The organism is Rhodococcus sp. GB-02, from assembly GCF_053470465.1.
Map to the genome: position 1 here is coordinate 1941839 of NZ_JBPUKE010000001.1, position 16791 is coordinate 1958629.

Annotated in this window: 16 protein-coding genes; 8 read left to right on the top strand and 8 right to left on the bottom strand. The window is 62.9% G+C overall.

Annotated features, from left to right (window positions below):
- Positions 1–259 precede the first annotated feature (259 nt).
- Together ACSW29_RS09295 and ACSW29_RS09300 are read left to right on the top strand one after the other, a co-directional pair.
- Entirely contained in the window at positions 260–1657 is a 1398-nt protein-coding gene (locus ACSW29_RS09295) for an Ig-like domain-containing protein (protein ID WP_448277105.1), read from the top strand.
- A gap of 81 nt (positions 1658–1738) precedes the next feature.
- Positions 1739–3781, top strand: a complete 2043-nt coding sequence (locus tag ACSW29_RS09300) for an Ig-like domain-containing protein (protein WP_448277106.1) — start codon at positions 1739–1741, stop codon at positions 3779–3781.
- Positions 3782–3851: 70 nt separating this feature from the next.
- On the opposite strand, the gene ACSW29_RS09305 is transcribed toward ACSW29_RS09300, so the two are convergent.
- From ACSW29_RS09305 to ACSW29_RS09315, 3 genes are all read right to left on the bottom strand, one after another.
- Positions 3852–4640 (bottom strand): class I SAM-dependent methyltransferase, encoded by a 789-nt coding sequence (locus ACSW29_RS09305; RefSeq protein ID WP_448277107.1) that lies wholly within the window; start codon positions 4638–4640, stop codon positions 3852–3854.
- A gap of 6 nt (positions 4641–4646) precedes the next feature.
- Positions 4647–5147 (bottom strand): DUF2505 domain-containing protein, encoded by a 501-nt coding sequence (locus tag ACSW29_RS09310; protein WP_019744409.1) that lies wholly within the window; start codon positions 5145–5147, stop codon positions 4647–4649.
- Between the two features lie 76 nt (positions 5148–5223).
- Positions 5224–5721 carry a DUF2505 domain-containing protein gene (locus tag ACSW29_RS09315; RefSeq protein WP_448277108.1) on the bottom strand — a complete coding sequence of 166 codons (498 nt, stop codon included), beginning with the start codon at positions 5719–5721 and terminating at the stop codon, positions 5224–5226.
- A gap of 74 nt (positions 5722–5795) precedes the next feature.
- Here ACSW29_RS09315 and ACSW29_RS09320 point away from each other — a divergent pair, with 74 nt between their 5' ends.
- The 4 genes from ACSW29_RS09320 to ACSW29_RS09335 all read left to right on the top strand — a co-directional run bounded on the left by ACSW29_RS09320 (position 5796) and on the right by ACSW29_RS09335 (position 10498).
- Complete coding sequence (locus tag ACSW29_RS09320) at positions 5796–6839, top strand: UDP-N-acetylmuramate dehydrogenase (protein ID WP_448277109.1); 1044 nt, start codon at positions 5796–5798, stop codon at positions 6837–6839.
- Between the two features lie 32 nt (positions 6840–6871).
- Positions 6872–8068, top strand: coding sequence for a L,D-transpeptidase (locus ACSW29_RS09325; RefSeq protein ID WP_448277110.1), 1197 nt, complete (start codon positions 6872–6874; stop codon positions 8066–8068).
- Between the two features lie 130 nt (positions 8069–8198).
- Positions 8199–9743 carry a WXG100 family type VII secretion target gene (locus ACSW29_RS09330; RefSeq protein WP_448277111.1) on the top strand — a complete coding sequence of 515 codons (1545 nt, stop codon included), beginning with the start codon at positions 8199–8201 and terminating at the stop codon, positions 9741–9743.
- Complete coding sequence (locus ACSW29_RS09335) at positions 9740–10498, top strand: ESX secretion-associated protein EspG (RefSeq protein ID WP_448277112.1); 759 nt, start codon at positions 9740–9742, stop codon at positions 10496–10498. Before ACSW29_RS09330 ends, ACSW29_RS09335 begins: the two co-directional genes overlap by 4 nt.
- Positions 10499–10513: 15 nt before the next feature.
- Here ACSW29_RS09335 and ACSW29_RS09340 read toward each other — a convergent pair whose 3' ends face one another.
- Both ACSW29_RS09340 and ACSW29_RS09345 read right to left on the bottom strand, forming a co-directional pair.
- Positions 10514–11263, bottom strand: coding sequence for an SDR family NAD(P)-dependent oxidoreductase (locus ACSW29_RS09340; RefSeq protein ID WP_003942076.1), 750 nt, complete (start codon positions 11261–11263; stop codon positions 10514–10516).
- 211 nt (positions 11264–11474) lie between these two features.
- Positions 11475–12452, bottom strand: a complete 978-nt coding sequence (locus ACSW29_RS09345; RefSeq protein ID WP_317825103.1) for a TauD/TfdA dioxygenase family protein — start codon at positions 12450–12452, stop codon at positions 11475–11477.
- Between the two features lie 341 nt (positions 12453–12793).
- Between ACSW29_RS09345 and ACSW29_RS09350 the strand changes: the two genes are divergently transcribed.
- Positions 12794–14065: an ROK family protein gene (locus ACSW29_RS09350; protein WP_448277113.1), complete on the top strand. Its 1272-nt coding sequence runs from the start codon at positions 12794–12796 to the stop codon at positions 14063–14065.
- A gap of 15 nt (positions 14066–14080) precedes the next feature.
- On the opposite strand, the gene ACSW29_RS09355 is transcribed toward ACSW29_RS09350, so the two are convergent.
- Positions 14081–14440: a YybH family protein gene (locus ACSW29_RS09355; RefSeq protein WP_230816916.1), complete on the bottom strand. Its 360-nt coding sequence runs from the start codon at positions 14438–14440 to the stop codon at positions 14081–14083.
- A 70-nt stretch (positions 14441–14510) separates the two neighbouring features.
- On the opposite strand from ACSW29_RS09355, the gene ACSW29_RS09360 reads away from it, so the two are divergent.
- Positions 14511–15380, top strand: coding sequence for a LysR family transcriptional regulator (locus tag ACSW29_RS09360; RefSeq protein WP_317825105.1), 870 nt, complete (start codon positions 14511–14513; stop codon positions 15378–15380).
- Here ACSW29_RS09360 and ACSW29_RS09365 read toward each other — a convergent pair.
- Positions 15346–16350 carry a tocopherol cyclase family protein gene (locus tag ACSW29_RS09365; protein WP_347871476.1) on the bottom strand — a complete coding sequence of 335 codons (1005 nt, stop codon included), beginning with the start codon at positions 16348–16350 and terminating at the stop codon, positions 15346–15348. The two genes, ACSW29_RS09360 and ACSW29_RS09365, sit on opposite strands and share 35 nt — an antisense overlap.
- The gene (locus ACSW29_RS09370; protein ID WP_003942017.1) at positions 16347–16739 is read right to left on the bottom strand and encodes a PaaI family thioesterase; all 393 of its coding nucleotides are present in this window, start codon (positions 16737–16739) and stop codon (positions 16347–16349) included. The genes ACSW29_RS09365 and ACSW29_RS09370 overlap by 4 nt, the downstream gene beginning before the upstream one ends.
- Positions 16740–16791 lie beyond the last annotated feature (52 nt).

Sequence of the window (16791 nt, forward strand, 5' to 3'; positions counted from 1 at the left end):
GGCGAAGATTTTCTCTTTCCTGCAGGTAGAACGACATCGAGATCGGTCGTCTAGGACTTTCGGCCTAGGGTTATTGCAGATCGGCGATGTCGCAGATGAACTAAATCTGCGAAAAGCGTAGTTACTTTACAGTCAATGGGATAACGTCACGGCATCGAAAGCAGACGGACGCTTGTCCTGGACGGCTGTCTGCCCCCGTTTGTCGAGAGGGTTGTGGATGTCCGTGAGTGGTGTTCGTCGTGTTGTAGGTGGTTTGAGTGTGTTTGCTGTTGCTGCCGGTTTCGCGGTGGTTGCGGGTGTCGGGGTTGCTGGTGCTGCTCCGGAGACACCGGGTTCGTTGACGTGGAATGCGAACAACTACGAGTACACGCGGACGATCAGCAATGTGACTCCGTCCGAGGGTGAGACGATCACCGTGAAGACTGTGTTCAAGCGGCAGAGCATCGTCGTGGATTACCTGTACGCGATCAAGGATGTTCATCCGACGTGTCTGACGTACGTCGAGGGTTCGGCGAAGGTGAATGGTTCGACGCGGAGTGTCGAGTCCAAGGGTGCCGATTTTGTTCGTGTGAAGGGGACTCCGATCGAGTGGCCGCTGTACAACAACGACACGAAGTCGTTCGAGTTCAAGTACACGGTGGGCGCCGATTGTGCGCGTGGGGTGCCCTTGGATACGTCTGTGCATTACAACGCGTCAGTGACGAGTTCCGATTTCCAGAACAAGGGCCCGGCGGTGACCGTGTCGAAGAACGTCTCGACGACGACATTGGCTGGGGTCGGTGGCGCTCAGGTGGGGCAGTCTGTTGCGCTGAGCGCGACGGTGACCGGTGGTGCCGACGGTGATTCGGTGGAGTTCTTCGACGCCGGTTCCAAGATCGGTGCGGGCACCCTCGCCAATGGTGTTGCAACACTAGCCTGGACACCGGCCACCCGTGGAGATCATTCGATCACAGCGAAGTTCGCCGACACGGCGCGCGCAGTCGGATCCGCTTCGGCACCGGTGAACGTGAGCGTTTCGCAGGCCGATGCTCAGTCCAGTACGACGCTGGCTCCGATCTCGGGTGCGCAGGTCGGCAAGTCGACCGCGCTCAAGGCAACGGTGTCTGCGTCGGGCGCCGGCGGAACGGTCACGTTCAAGGTCGGTGGAACGGTGCTGGCTTCGGTACCGGTGGCAGGCAACGGTGAAGCCACCTACGCCTGGGTTCCGACGGTTGCTGGTGCGCAGACAGTGGAAGCCGTATTCTCCGGCCGATCGGGCGTCACCGGGTCGAGTACCACCGCAAATGTAACAGTGGCCGAACAGCCCGCTGGAACAACAAGTTCCACAACAGATCTCAGTGTAGGAGCGGGGCAGGTGGGCGTAGCGCAGACCATCTCCGCTCAGGTCAGCCCAGCAAATGCCGGTGGCACAGTCACCTTCAAGGACGGCGAGACCGTCATCGGCACGGCTACGGTCGATTCATCCGGAAAGGCCAGCCTTTCGTGGAAGCCCGCAACTCAGGGTCAGCGAATTGTCGCGGCGGAGTACTCGGGCGCCGGCACAGTGACGGCATCCTCCGATCAGGTCTCCGTCCAGATCGCCGCACCGGTCGACGGTGAAGAACCAGGCAACGGCACCGGTTCGCTCGGTAGCCTCGGCAACATTTTCGGCTCCTAGCAATCGATACCCGGTGATGCCCCGCCCGCTTCAGGTGGTGGGGCATCACCCATATCCCTCACTTCTCGAGAAGGAAAATCTATGTCTGTAGGTTCTGCACGTCGTGTAGTTGCAGGTTTGAGTGTGTTTGCTGTTGCTGCGGGTTTCGCGGTGGTTGCGGGTGTCGGGGTTGCGGGAGCTGCTCCGGAGACACCGGGTTCGTTGACGTGGAATGCGAACAACTACGAGTACACGCGGACGATCAGCAATGTGACTCCGTCCGAGGGTGAGACGATCACCGTGAAGACTGTGTTCAAGCGGAAGAACATCGTCGTGGATTACCTGTATGCGATCAAGGATGTTCATCCGACGTGTCTGACGTATGTCGAGGGTTCGGCGAAGGTGAATGGTTCGACGCGGAGTGTCGAGTCCAAGGGTGCTGATTTTGTTCGTGTGAAGGGGACTCCGATCGAGTGGCCGCTGTACAACAACGACACGAAGTCGTTCGAGTTCAAGTACACGGTGGGCGCCGATTGTGCGCGTGAGGTGCCGTTGGATACGTCTGTGCATTACAACGCGTCAGTGACGAGTTCCGATTTCCAGAACAAGGGCCCGGCGGTGACGGTGTCGAAGAACATTTCGACGACGACGCTGTCTCCCACGGACGCCGTCAAGGTAGGGCAGTCTGTTGCGCTGAAGGCGGCAGTGACCGGTGGTGCTGAGGGTGATTCGGTGGAGTTCTTCGACGGTGCCACCAAGATCGGTGCGGGCACGCTCGCCAATGGTGTTGCAACACTTGCCTGGACAGCTGCTGACGTTCGAACGCACAGCGTGACGGCCAAATATCTCGGCAATGCGAAGGTAGCGACCTCGACGTCGTCGGCCGTCGACGTCGTCGTCTCCGAAGCCGACAAGAGCACTGCAACGACGATCACCGGTCCCGCAAGTGCTGTGGCGGGTGAGTCCGTGACCGTCGAGGCTACGGTGTCGCCTACTCCAGCGGGTGGCACGGTGCAGTTCAAGGACGGTGTAACCGACCTCGGCGGCGCCGTTACCGTCGATGCCAACGGCAAGGCTTCGCTGACGAATTCCTTTGCAGAAGGAACGCATTCGATCGTGGCGGTGTACTCCGGTTCCGGCGTATACCAGGCCTCGACGTCGGCGCCGCATGCGTTGACGGTCGCTCCGGTAGTGGTCGAGGAGAGCACCGCGACTACCCTCGTCGGCCCGTCGACAGGTTCAACGGGGGAGGCCTTGTCGTTCACTGCCTCCGTCTCGACCGGTGCTGCAGGCGGAACCGTGCAGTTCAAGGAAGGTGGCAGGGATCTGGGCCCCTCGATTCCCGTGGACGCAACGGGTAAGGCGACAACCACGCCGACCTTCAACGTGGCGGGTGAGTACAGCATCACCGCAGTGTTCTCGGGTTCGGGTAACTACTTGGGCTCGACATCGAACGCCCAGACCGTGAACGTCAAGGCGCCGGCCCCCACCGACCAGCAGACCCAAACGGTCTTGACCGTTCCGGCGGATGCAAAAACCGGTACGGCAGTTGGTCTGTCCGTAACCGTCACGCCGACACCGGTGGGCGGCACAGTGCAGTTCAAGGACGGCTCGGGCAATCTCGGCTCGCCGGTACCGGTCGTCGAGGGCAAGGCATCGATCATGCACGAGTTCGCGAGCGTCGGTACGCACGACATCACGGCCGTGTACTCGGGTGCAACAGGATTCCTCACCTCTACCTCGGCCGCTCAGCCGGTTTCGGTCACGGCTCCGGCCGCGGAGGATCAGGAAACGTCCATCACCGTGAGCGCTCCGGCGTCAGCGGTCAAGGGCGCGAAGGTTGATCTCGTTGCGGCAGTGGTACCTACGCTCAGCGCAGGAACGGTTCAGTTCATGGACGGAACCACCCCGATCGGTGGACCGGTTGCGGTGGTGAACGGTAAGGCCACGCTCTCGCACACCTTCACCGAACTCGGAGATCGCCGAATCACCGCGGTGTTCAGCGGAACTGACGGCTATCTCGGTTCCGAGACCCAGGCCGCAGTCACAGTCAAGGTCACGGCAGAGTCCGACGGCGGCGATCCCGACAACGGCGGCAGTTCGACAGGTTCGCTGGGAAGCCTGGAAAACATCTTCGGGTCCTAGCCCGACGCCTGCACACAGACGCCTCGCCGCAGAGACAACTTCTGCGGCGAGGCGTTTCCCGTCTGCGAGTTCAGGGGTTCGGCGCTACGACATGCCATGGCACCGTCAGGATGCAGTCGCGAAGACGTCGTCGCGCGGGCTGCACGGGAATTCCTTGCGCCCGAAGAATTTCCAATGCGGCAGCCCAGCGATGTCGAGGTCCGAACGAGGCGTGTGGCGCAGCGGTGGCCCAGGCTCGATCGGCCGCGCTGAGCAGAGCGTGGATCGGCTCACCTGGAACATTGCGGTGAATGAGAGCCTTCGGGAGACGTTCCGCGATGTCGGAAGGACGCTCGATGTCGAAGGGGTCCCAGGCCAGCGTCAGGGTCAATGGACGATCGGCGTCGAGAAGCACCCAGGCGCAACGCCTTCCGAGCTCGTCGCAGGTGCCGTCGAGTAGCAGTCCGCCCGGGGCGAGGCCGGACTGAATGTGTGCCCACGCAGAGTCCACAGCGTCCTCCGGGTATTGCCGGAGGACGTTGAAGGCGCGTACGAAAACGGGTGTGAGACCGGCTAGTTCGAATCCGCCACGGGCGAAGCTGACACCGTCACGACTCTCGACTACGCGGGCGGGGTCGATCTCGAGCCCGATGACGCGTCGATCCCGCCGGACAGCGGTGAGGCGGCTTGCCATCTCGAAGGTGGTGTCCGGCGTCGCCCCGTACCCGAGGTCGACGATCAACGGATCGGCCGCGTTGTTCAGGGCATGCGCGATAGTGCGGTTGTGGACGATCCACCGGTCACTTCGTCGCAGTCTGTTGATCCCCGTCGTGCCACGGGTGATGACCCCCTCGATCTTCGGGGGTGGAGCCTTCTTCACGCCGCTTCAGCGTGCGGCGAGCCAGGTCGCCGTGACCTGAGCTTCGGTGCGGAAAAGATCGACGAGGTTGATGAGCATGAGCTGTTCCAACTTCGCGCCGATGAACGGTATGAAGACCTTGGCCTCGGACGTGGTTCGCAGCGTGGACCCGGTATCGGTCGCGAACAATTCCATGGTTCCGGACAGATTCCCCGGCCCGGCCGGGATGGACGCTTCGTACGTTCCGGTCACGGTGTCACCGAAGGCGCCGTACGACTCCTTGCGCGTGATGACCAGATCCTTCTTCATCACCGTCTGAGCAATGTCCGGCAAATCGGTGCGCGGGAGAATGTGGTGCAGCACGAGATCGATTCCGGAATCGGTGACCTCGAAATGTTCCACATGGTTCTCGGAATGCTTGCGCATCTCCTCGACGCGGGCCTCCCAGTACGAGCGGTCCGCCAGTGCCGCGTAGACCTGCTCGGGGGAGTGCTGATAGCGGGCGGAGTAGTCGATGCGGCGAGCCATGATCGGAAAGAATACCTGTTACGCGCTGTGACAAGCCAAATTGGCAGTATCCACAACTATCGCCGCCCGCAGGATTTTACTTAGCGATCCACTCCCGGGTGAAGTCCTGTTCGGCCTGGATGAGCCGGACAACCTCGTCGACGATCGCGCTTTCGATCCTTCCGCCGAGGAACGGGATCTTGACCTCGACCTCACCCTCGATCTCGAGAGTGGCGGAGTTCTCGTCACCAGTCAGGACCTGCGTGCCCTCGATACGGGCGGGAACACCGTCGACGTGGGCGGAGAAGGTGCCGGTGGCCTTGCCGTCCTTGAACGGTGCCATCGTTTCGCTGCGCTTGATGACGATGTCGCCGTTGACGACCTTCGACACCATGCTCGGGAGATGCTCGGCAGCGATGATCTGCGACATCGTGACCGCGACGGTCTCGTCGCGAACGGTCAGCTCTTCGATCGTTGCGCCGGGACCACCGACAGCGACGATTCGGTCGCGCCAGTACTGCTCGGAGGTCACCGCCTCATGGACCTTTTCGGCGGGGACTGTGTACTTCGACGAATGCTCGATGCGACGGCTCACGATTGTGGAGGCTACCGTTTATCGATGTGTGGGACGTAACCATTGGCAGACGCGTCGTGGAATCAGGCGCTTTCGTGTCCGAGAACGTTGACTTGTCGGGATTGACGACGCTCCGAATCGGAGGACCGGCGCGGCTGCTCGCAGAATGCCCGACGACGCAGTCGTTGATCGACGTCGTGACGCTGCTCGATCGCGAGCAGATCCCGACGCTGATTCTCGCCGGCGGATCGAATCTCGTGATCTCAGACGCGGGATTCGACGGAGTTGTCGTTCGTGTGGCCAACACCACCGTGAGCCTCGACACGGACCGCGTCATTGCCGAAGCGGGCGCAGTGTGGGACGAAGTAGTCGGCCAATCCGTCGCCGCGGAACTGGGCGGCCTCGAATGCCTGTCCGGGATTCCGGGCTCGACCGGTGCGACGCCGGTGCAGAACGTCGGCGCGTACGGCGTCGAGGTGGGCTCGCGGCTTCGGCAGGTTCAATTGCTCGACCGACGCAGCGGCGAAGTGTCGTGGGTCGAACCGTCGAAACTCGAGTTGGGTTACCGGTCGAGCGTTCTCAAGCATTCCGATGCAGCAGTGGTTCTCGCCGTCGAATTCGATGCGTCGACCGACGGATTGAGCGCCCCGCTCGCGTACCGCGAACTGTTCACCGCACTCGGGGCCGAGGAAGGCGAGCGGTTGCCTGCGTCGCAGGTCCGCGAGGCGGTTCTGGGATTGCGGACAGGCAAGGCGATGGTGCTCGATCCGTACGACCACGACACTTGGAGCGCGGGTTCCTTCTTCACCAACCCCGTGGTGCCGGACGACAAGCTGCCCGCTGTGCTCGGAGCAATAACCGAACAGCTCGGAGACGTCACCGTGCCGCAGTTCCCGGGCAGTGGTGGAACCAAGCTCTCGGCCGGATGGTTGATCGAACGGGCCGGATTCTCCAAGGGTTATCCCGGTGAAGATGCGCCGGCCAGGCTGTCGACGAAACACACCTTGGCGTTGACCAACAGAGGGTCGGCAACGAGCGCGGATGTGGTCTCGCTCGCGCGGACGGTTCGCGACGGCGTCGAAGCCGCGTTCGGCGTCCACCTGGAACCGGAACCGGTAACTGTGGGCCTCACCATCTGATTCCTGACGGAGCCCGCAGGTAGCCTGTTGAAGTGCATGAGCTGGGTGGTCGGAGAAGTCGTTCGCGTCTTGTTGCGTTGGTAGCTGTATTGCTCGCTGTGATGGTGGCCGCCGTCGGCTGCACGATCGGTGGCAAGGACGGACAAGGCGGTGCGGCGGCTGCCGAACCAGCACCGGTGGTGACCGTGGTGTCGACGCCGGCACCGGGTACCAAAGACGTCAGCCCGGTCGCGCCCGTCTCGGTAGCGGTGACCCAGGGAACACTGTCCGACGTCAATCTCAGCAACGCGGCCGGTAAGGCCGTCGCCGGACAACTCTCGCCTGACAAGACGACGTTCACCGTCAGTGAGGCACTCGGCTACGGCACCACGTATTCGTGGTCGGGCTCGGCAACCGGAACCGACGGCAAATCTGTGCCAGTGCAAGGGAGCTTTACGACGGTTGCCCCGGAGTCGACCACCAGCGCTACCCTCAACATCGCCGACGGCCAGGAAGTTGGTATCGCGGCGCCGATCACGTTGCAGTTCGACAACTCCGTCGTCGACAAGGCGGCCGTCGAGAAGGCGCTTGTCGTGACCACCGTGCCGCCCACCGCCGGATCGTGGGCATGGCTGCCCGACGACAACGGCGGATCACGGGCCCATTGGCGACCGGCCGATTACTGGATGCCTGGCACAACTGTCCATCTGGATGCCAAGCTCTACGGCTTGAACTACGGCGGTGGCGCGTACGGCGACCAGGATCTCACGCTCGACTTCACGATCGGTCGTAGCCAGATCGTGAAGGCGAACGCGCCGAGCCACCGCATGCAGGTGGTGCGAGACGGTCAGACGATCATGGACATTCCCGTCAGCTACGGCGAGGGAAACGAACCTCGAAACGTCACGCGCAGCGGCATTCACATGGTGACGGAGAAGTACGAAGACTTCATGATGTCCAACCCGCCGTTCTACGAGAACGTGCGTGAGCGTTGGGCGGTGCGCATCTCCAACAACGGCGAATTCATCCATGCCAATCCTGAGACCACCGGGGTGCAGGGCTCGTCGAACGTCACGAACGGTTGCATCAACCTGTCGACATCCGACGCGCAGGAATACTTCGGAACCGCCCTCTACGGTGACCCCGTCGAGGTGACCGGCACGTCGATCGACCTGTCCGCTGCGGACGGCGACATCTACGACTGGGCGATCGATCTGCCGACCTGGAAGTCGATGTCCGCACTGCCGTAAACCGATTTGTTGCTGTGAACCGAGCAATCTGTCGAAATTCGGAACCATCCGGTCGTTGCTTGCGTCTGTACAGGTAAGTGCTGTCGGCTCGGGGGAGTCTGACGGAGGTTTCGACGTCAGGGGGACGGCAGTGGGCATTCCATTTCTGGAAGACGTGCTGGGCAGAATTTCCGAAGCGACGCGGGCCGTCCCTTCCGGCCTGGCGGCATTGCCAGTTGTCGGTATTCCTGTCGCGAGCGCAATCGCTACATCTGCTCTGGTTCAATCCGTGACCGACGACCGCGGCGCGTTCGACGGCGAGATGGCTGCTGCCACTGCTGTCGCCGATGCAGAGCGCGCACGAGCCTGGGGTGAGCGCGATGCTCTCACCGCCCAGACCTCGTTACTGGAGTACAGCGAACACGCAATCGTGGACGACGATCCGTTCGACGCGATGTCGCACTCCGAAATCTTCGATCACGTCAATGAGATGGATCCGGCAACCCTGCGTGCAATCGGCGAGGCGTGGAAGGCTATTGCCGGCCGGGTGGAAGCCGGCATCGGGAAGTTCCAGAACGATGTGAACGGCGCGATCACCGAAGGCTGGCAGGGGCGGGGCGGCTCGGCTGCGTTGGAAGCCGTGCTGGCCTACTCGGCAGATGCGGGTGAGCTGAAGGTGCGCGTCGATCTGATCTCGAACAAGATCGAGGAGGCAAAGATCGCACTCGACGAGGCCAAACGCTCGATTCCGGCACCCGACGGCGCCTCGACGGTCGAGAGGTTTCTCAGCTTGGTTCCCGGAGCGACGTGGAAGCAGGCCCAGTACGAAGCGGAAGAAGCCGAACGTCAAGCGCGCCAGGTGATGAAGGACATGTATCTGCCGTACATGAAGCGCGCGGACGACCAGGTGCCGATTCTCCCGGCCGCGTTCAATCCGGTCACCGGCAGTGGAGGGGCTGGCAGTGGAGGGTCTGGGGGCGGCGCATTCGGTGGCGGTGGTTCCGGCGGCGGGAACACTTCGGGCTCGGGGAACGGATCCGGCATGCCGTTCACATCAGGAGACGGAGCGGTTGAAGGGTCGGACGGTGGACACCTCGTAGTTGAACATCCGGCCGGAGACGGTTCCAGTCAGAACCCATCCGGCACCAATTCCGGAAATGGTGACAACCGTAGCGGCGTTGAGGCCCAAGGGAATTCGGGTGCCGATGCAGCCCGGGGCGCAAACGATTCCGGCCCGGCCGGGACTACCGCGGCAAATGCCGGCGCGCTGCCGGCCGGTGCAGCGCCAGGTGGCCTGGCAGGTGCAACTCCGAATGGCGCTCAACTCGGTTCCGGAGTGCCTTCAGGCCTCATGGGTAGCGGATCGGGTGGTGGCTCCGCAGGTGGAATCGGTACCGGCGGCTTCGGGCCAGGCGGCACCGGAGGTGGCGCTCCCGGCCCTGGCGGCCCTGGCGGCGGCGGTGGCCTCGCCGGTGGCGGACGTGGGGGAGTCAACGGAACCGGCGGTACTTCGGCGACGGGGGCGCAGAGTGGTCGGGGCGCGATGGGCGGCGTCGGCGGCATGGCACCGGGACGCGGACAAGGACAAGGCGAAGACAACGTTCACGACACCCCCGGCTACCTCGTCACCGTCGAGAACGGCAACGCCCTGATCGGCGACCTACCCATGGTCTCCCCGGCGGTGTTGGGCGAATGATAACCAAGCAGTGGCAGTTCACCGGCCTCGAATTCCAGATTCTCTGGGAAGCGGTCGGACGTGACCGACTCCCGTACCCGCTGCGGTTTCGTCCGACGGCCGACACCATGAACGAGCTGACAGCGGCGCGACGTCGAGCGGGAGCGCACCTGGCTGCCGTGCTCGACGATCGGCTGCATCATGTTCTCGGTGCTCTTGCGAATCCTGATGCTCGTGTGGAGGTTTCCGGTTTTCACGGGCAGAAGATGAGTACGGTGACGCGATTGCACGGTGTTGTTGCCGGCGACCTGGGTGTGCTCCTGACTCAACTGCCCGGCAGGACTGTCGACTGTGGCTCCGACGTGGTTTTCACCGTGGCACGCCCATCTGCAATTCCGCGGATGCTCGTCGATCACCTGCCGACCTGCCCCGCTGGATCGGAGCGTGGCCTGAGCATCGAAAGGCCGAAAACTGCCGGGAGGCAGAGCTTTCTGAGCAGCGCCGCCGGTGCGCGCGGGAGCGAGGAAGTGAGCAGATTCTTCGGCCGAGAGCGGATCTCGATCGGTGAAGTCACCGCATACCCGGGAGGAGCCGTCGACAGCAGGCCGACCGACGACGGAATAACTTTTCACTGGTACGACTATGCCGGTGACGGTCGGTACATCATCGCCGCGGGTGAAACCGTGAGTGCCCGCAGCGCTTCCACGGAAATGACAGAGGCCGAGATTGCACGCAATCTCGGCCTCGTCCTGCACCGGGCGATTCGCACTGGTTAGTCAGAACGATTCGAACTAGCTGGTGGTGCGGTGGAACCGACCGGGGCTTGCCTGATCCCTCGGCTTGACGATGATCTGATCGAGGTTCACGTGCGACGGCCGCGACGCGACAAAACCGATGATCTCGGCGATGTCCTGCGCCACCAACGGTGTGATTCCCTCGTACACCTTGTCGGCCTTGTCCTGATCGCCTTCGAACCGGACGAGTGAGAACTCCGTCTCGACGGCTCCCGGCGCAATTTCGGTCAGACGAACGGGCTTACCCAAGAGTTCACCGCGCAATGTCCGATGGAGGACGGCTTGAGCGTGCTTGGCGGTGGTGTAACCCGAGCCGTTGTCGTATGCCTCCAGCGCGGCCACAGAGGTGATGGTCACGACCAGACCATCACCCGAATCGATCAGCTTGGGCAGCAGTGCCTTCGTCACACGTAACGTGCCCAGGACATTGGTCTCCCACATCCACCGCCAGTCGTCCAGATCGGCGTCCAGGACCGTCGCCAGACCCTTTGCCCCACCTGCGTTGTTGACCAACACGTCGACTCGGGGGACCACGGCCGCAAACGCGTCGACGGAATCCTCGTCGGTGACGTCGAGTTCGAGCGCGGTACCACCGATCTCCTCGGCGATCTTCTCGAGACGATCGACGCGGCGAGCACCGATAACGACGTGGAATCCCTGAGCTGCCAGGGTGCGGGCGGTGGCCTCACCGATTCCGGAGCTGGCTCCGGTGACTACGGCGATGCGGGCATCGGAAGAAATGGTCATGAAGCAATCGTAGGGCTAGTCGGCGGCATACTCTGCTTCCCGTTCGATGGATTCGATGTGACGACGCGGTACTTGTATCCGACCGGGTGTGTAGGTGACGGCGCGCAGAGTGATCGGGGAGTCGGGGCCGAATCGGCTGCGGTGCGGCCGATTCGGCCCTTGAAGCCTTCGCAACCGCGGGAATGCGGAGGAAGGGCGGAATCCGGTGAAGTCATGGGAGAGTCGAGGCACCTTCGATAATCGAGTATTCGGAGGCGTCGCCGGCGATGCTGCTGCTTCGTTCCCCGTGGATGTTGACCGGAATGTCACCGGCAAGTGTGATGCGCTCCAGACGGCGGTACTGATCGTCGTAGTCGGCGATCGCGTAGTGCTGGGTGGCGCGGTTGTCCCAGATGGCGACATCACCGGCCGCCCAGTTCCAGCGCGTCGTGTACTCGAGTTTGATGGCGTGATCCTGCAGGAGCTTGAATACACCGTTCGACTGTTCGGTGCTCAACCCGACGAAGTTCTTGACAAAGTGTCCGAGGACGAGCGTGCGTTCTCCGGTTTCGGGGTGGACACGAACCACTGGGTGTTCCGTCTCGAAGTACGTGGACTGGAACTCTTCGCGGTAGGCGGCCGTGCGATCTTCGGTGAGCCGCTCGGCGCTGGTGGCCGCGTAGTCGTAGACGTTCGTGTGGCGAGCCCAGAGGTTCTCCGCGAGCACCTTGAGCGGATCCGGCAGTCCGTTGTACGCGGCTACCCCTGACGCCCACGTCGTGGAACCGCCGTATTCGGGTAGCTGCACCGCGCGCAGGATCGACGCCTTGGGGATGCGATCGACGAAGGTGACGTCGGTGTGCCAACTGTTGGCCTTGCCGAGGTCCGAATCGATGGGGAGGACTTTTGCGCCGTGCGACTTCACCGTGGGGTGGGCAGTGGTCGGGGTGCCCAGCAGCTGGGCGAACTCGTACTGCGAATCGTTGTCGAGGTGGTCTTGCCCGCGGAAGAAGATCACCTTGTGTTCGAGAAGTGCCTGTCGGATGAGCGAGATCGTCGCCGGGTCGAGATGCCCGCCGAGAGTGATTCCGTCGATTCGGGCGCCGATATGCGCGCCGAGGGTGGTGACAGTGCCGCGAGCGGCGTCAACGGCCGCTCCGTTCGTTGATGCCGCATTCGTGAGGGTCGGCTTGGCGAAAGCTGTAGACATGGTGCACCTTTCGTGGGGAGTGTGCCCACCCAAACACGCGAGATTTCGCCCCGACAGGGTTGCGTTCAGTGTGATCGTTACCGCACCTGATTTGTGAATCTCCCTGAAGCTGCTACTTTTGGAGCCATGTCGACCGACCAGCCTGCCGCTTTGCGGGTCACCTATGTGACCGCTGCGCTTGGTTCGCGTCTGCCTCTGGCGCGAGAGCTGTGTTGTCGCCGCCGTTCTTTCTGCAGCTAATTTCTGCGCCTTTTCTGTCTATTTCTTCGTGTGACCAGTGGAAACGCTGATTCTCGGTCGACAGAGATATGCGCCTTCTCCTCCTTCTGCAAGGGACAGCCATGTCGACACCCACAATCTCCGCCATTCCGAACATCCGATCGCGAACCGCGCTATCGGGAACCCGGACCCGTACCCAGATAGTTGCGCCCGAACTGCGCATTGCCGACGGTCCGTCCGCGACGGTGTTGCGCATTGCTCGATCCCGCGGGCCGCTCTCACGTGACACCGCGGCAAAGGCATCAGGACTGAGCATCGCCACAGTGAACCGGCAGGTTACGAGCCTGCTGGACCTCGGGATCCTGCGCGAACGCGCAGACCTGACGGCCTCCGGAGCAATCGGGCGTCCGCGGGTTCCGTTCGAGGTCAATCACGAGCCGTACCTGACCGTCGGCATCCACATCGGTGCCGTAGTCACCAGCATCATCGCCAGCGACATTCGTGGCAAGGTGCTCGGCGCCGTCGAGATTCCGACGCCCGCCACCAATTCCGCTGTCGCACTTGCCACCATTGCGCGGTCGGCCAAATCGTTTGCCTCACGGTGGCACAAGCGCCGCCCGCTCGCCGTCGGCGTGGCAATCGGCGGTCGCGTCGATTCAGCGACCGGAGTAGTCGATCACCCGCGTCTGGGGTGGAAGGGCGCCAAGGTCGGGTCCATCATCGGGGCCGGCTTGGACCTCCCCGTTTCGGTTGCCGCACACGTCGAGGCGATGGCCGCGTCGGAACTTCTGCTCAGTAACGACCGCGCCGAGGCTCCGACGCCGGGAACCACCGGTCTGTACTTCTACGCCCGTGAAACCGCCGGTATCGCAATCACTTTCGAAGGACGAGTGCGCACCCCGTCCAGCGGGCCCGGTTCGATCGCGCACCTCCCCACCGGCTCGTCGGCGCGGTGCACCTGCGGCGCGGTGGGTTGCTTGGAAGCGACGATCAGCGACCGCGCGGTCGTCGCGCAGGCGCTGTCTTCGGGCGCAGTGATCCAGGGCAGTGAGCGTGTCACGATCGCCGATGTCTATCGTGCTGCGTCGGCGGGTTCCATTCCGGCCCACGAACTTCTGGTCGACCGGGCGCGCGTGCTCGGCCGGACAGTGGCGATGTTGCGTGACCTGTTCAACCCGGATCGGGTGATCCTCGGTGGTCAGGCGTTCACCGACTACCCGGCCGGCGTGCCGCACGTCGCCGAGGCTTTCTCGTCGGCATCCTCCTTGGAGCGCAAGGACATTCGTATCACCGGTTTCGGCAATCGCGTTCAGGAATACGCCTCGACGGTCGTGTCACTGAGCTCGCTGTTCGCCGACCCGGCGGCGGCCATGCGGCGTGCGTCGGCTGTCTGACTGCGAAGAAGGCAGTCAGAGTTCCGGTCGATCGAGCACCCTCAACCATGAACCGTCGGGCTGGCGGCGCGCCACCTGTGTGCGTCCGCCGGTTCCGTCGGAAGGTTTGGTCGAGGTCATGGCGAGGTCATCGCTGATCACGGTCGGTAGGGCGTCTTCGACGGTGAATGTCGGTGCCGCTGCGAGCATCTGAGAAATCACTTCGCGGATAGCCTGACGGCCGATCGTGAGGGATCCGGGTGGAAACGCCATCACAGCGTTTTCCTCGTACAGTCCGGCGACAGCGTCTGCGTTTCCGGCGTTCGCGAACTGGACGAAGAGTCGGGCAATGTCTTCGGGGGTTGCGGCCCTCTGAACTTCATGTGTTGTTGTCATGCTTCCATCGTGCAAGCACAGTTTCGATAAGTCCAAGATCTAGTTTGTCTCAAAGCTAGAATCAACAGTTATGGAACTTCGGCAGCTCGAATACTTCGTCGCGGTAGCGGAGGAAGCCAATTTCACCCGCGCCGCCGAGCGGCTTCACGTGGCCCAGCCGGGTGTGAGTGCGCAGGTCAAAAGACTGGAACGCGAGCTGGGGCAAGAGTTGCTCGATCGTAGTGGTCGAACCGTTCGTCTGACCGACGCCGGGCGAGCCGTCCTCCCACACGCCCGCGCTGCACTTGCTTCCGTGCAAAGCAGTCGCGACGTTGTCGACGCCCTGAACGGACTGGTTCGGGGCTCCGTTTCGGTCGGGATGGTCACCGCCTGCGCTTCCGCCGATCTGACCGATCTGCTCAGTCGTCTACACACCAGGCACCCAGGTTTGGACATTTCGCTTGCCGAGGACGATTCGCGCAGCCTGCTTGCCGGAGTGGTGGACGGAACCTTCGACATAGCCGTCATCGGGGTTGCGGGTGAGCTACCGGAAGGCCTCGAATCGAGGGTGATCACCGACGAACGACTGGTGGCCGGAGTGGCGGCGGATCATCCGCTGGCCGAGTTGTCGTCTCTGCCGTTTGCCGAACTCGCCATACGATCGGTCATCTGTCTTCCGGAGGGAACCGGTATCAGGACGTGTCTGGACTTCGCGTGCGCCGCGGCCGGCACGAAGCCGACGGTTGCGCTCGAGGCAAGCAACCTCGGCATCATCGTTTCGTTGGCCGCACAGGGGCTGGGAATGGCTGTGCTTCCCGAGTCGGCGGTAGGGGAGTTGCATCGGATCGATCTCGAGCCTGAAGCTCGATCTCGGTTGGAATTGGTCTGGCGTTCGTCGGGCGGCAAGAACCCGGCGGCATCCGCTCTCATCGATCTTGCGAGAGCTGTTCCCTCCGAGTGAGTTCGGCCTGCGCCCGATCCAATCCGCCGTGCTCGAGAGCGGCCAATCGTGATCGGTCCTTCCAGACTATGGTGCCGCGTCGCCGGACGATAACCGACATGGTTCCACCGAGATGCTCGAGCGCTCCGGGTACGTTTCGACGCTCGGCAGGAATGGGTACCGGAAGTATGTGCGCGTCGGCGATGGGCGCGGTCCCGTCGATGTCGACGCTCCACTTTCGGCTATAACCCCGAAGCGTCCAGCGATCGTCGGACACGGTCGTCTCCACCTGTGACGTCAGCGGATTGCCCAACCGCAACACCGTGCCGTCTGGCAAGGCGACTACCACGGCGGTGACTTCGGTGCGCAGAGGCCCGGCGCTGACCTGGCCGCCGGCGAACGCCACGCAGGCCCGTGGATCGGTGAATCCCTGGGCCTGCCCCCACCACCAGGATTCCGGGAATCCTCCCTTTCCCCAGTTCTTCTCGCCGTACACCTGTGCTCCGGTGAGATCCCAGCTGTGCCCGTCGATGACGGCGCTTCCCTCGACCCGGCCGCCGAGAAGCCACGGATGCCAGTACTGATTGAGCGCGGGAACAGATTGGAAGTAGCTCGATCCGCCGAAGCGGCGGTGCGGCCAGAATCGCTGATTACTGATCCGCACATCGAGATGGCTGTCGCCGAAATCGACCTGCAGTTGATCGGCGTTGCCACAGAAAGCGTTGTCGGCGTGAGCGCCCAGGATGCGGGGATCGGCCGATCCACCCGGGTACTCGGCGGTCCGGAGGAATCCGCCCGGATGCGCCGCGAGACCGAGCGTCGACCAGTTGCCACCGTCGGACTTGTTGATTCCGGCGAGCGCAATCACCACCCGTCCGGTCTCCGGCATCGTGAATCGCCAGAAGTAACCCTCCATCGCAACGTCATGGGAGGCAAGCAGATTGCCGAACGGAAGGGTGGCACCGGAGGCGCGGTACGAGGGAAGCTTCACGGTCCCAGAACTGCCTGCGATGCGGTGACCTGAGCGACGAGGCGGCCCTCGTCGTCACGAATCTCGGTCACGACCGCGACGGTGCTGCGCCCCGCGTGCAATGGACGGGCAGTTGCGGTGACCGTGCCTTTGCGAACCCCACGGGTGAACACGGTCGACGAACTGGTGGTGGACGTACTTGCGCCGGGCGGAAGATTGAGGAATGCACAGACGGCGCCGACGCTGTCTGCCAGCGTCATCAAGGCGCCGCCGTGCATTCCGTTGCCGGCGGTGGTGCGGTGGCTGTCCCAATCCAGATGGCCGACAACCTGTTCGGGTGCCGCGCTGTCCAACTGAATTCCGGTGTGAACTGCAAAAGGCATGCTCGCGACAAGTTGTTCGAGGTCCATGCCTACCGATGGTAACGAGCCGCCGAAACCTGCGTCGGGACTTCGGTTTATC

Coding starts and splice junctions, on each gene's coding strand:
- ACSW29_RS09300 (WP_448277106.1), top strand. CDS start 1,739: ATGTCTGTAGGTTCTGCACGTCGTGTAGTTGCAGGTTTGAGTGTGTTT.
- ACSW29_RS09310 (WP_019744409.1), bottom strand. CDS start 5,147: ATGGCTCGCCGCATCGACTACTCCGCCCGCTATCAGCACTCCCCCGAG.
- ACSW29_RS09335 (WP_448277112.1), top strand. CDS start 9,740: ATGATAACCAAGCAGTGGCAGTTCACCGGCCTCGAATTCCAGATTCTC.
- ACSW29_RS09340 (WP_003942076.1), bottom strand. CDS start 11,263: ATGACCATTTCTTCCGATGCCCGCATCGCCGTAGTCACCGGAGCCAGC.
- ACSW29_RS09345 (WP_317825103.1), bottom strand. CDS start 12,452: ATGTCTACAGCTTTCGCCAAGCCGACCCTCACGAATGCGGCATCAACG.
- ACSW29_RS09350 (WP_448277113.1), top strand. CDS start 12,794: ATGTCGACACCCACAATCTCCGCCATTCCGAACATCCGATCGCGAACC.
- ACSW29_RS09355 (WP_230816916.1), bottom strand. CDS start 14,440: ATGACAACAACACATGAAGTTCAGAGGGCCGCAACCCCCGAAGACATT.
- ACSW29_RS09360 (WP_317825105.1), top strand. CDS start 14,511: ATGGAACTTCGGCAGCTCGAATACTTCGTCGCGGTAGCGGAGGAAGCC.
- ACSW29_RS09370 (WP_003942017.1), bottom strand. CDS start 16,739: ATGGACCTCGAACAACTTGTCGCGAGCATGCCTTTTGCAGTTCACACC.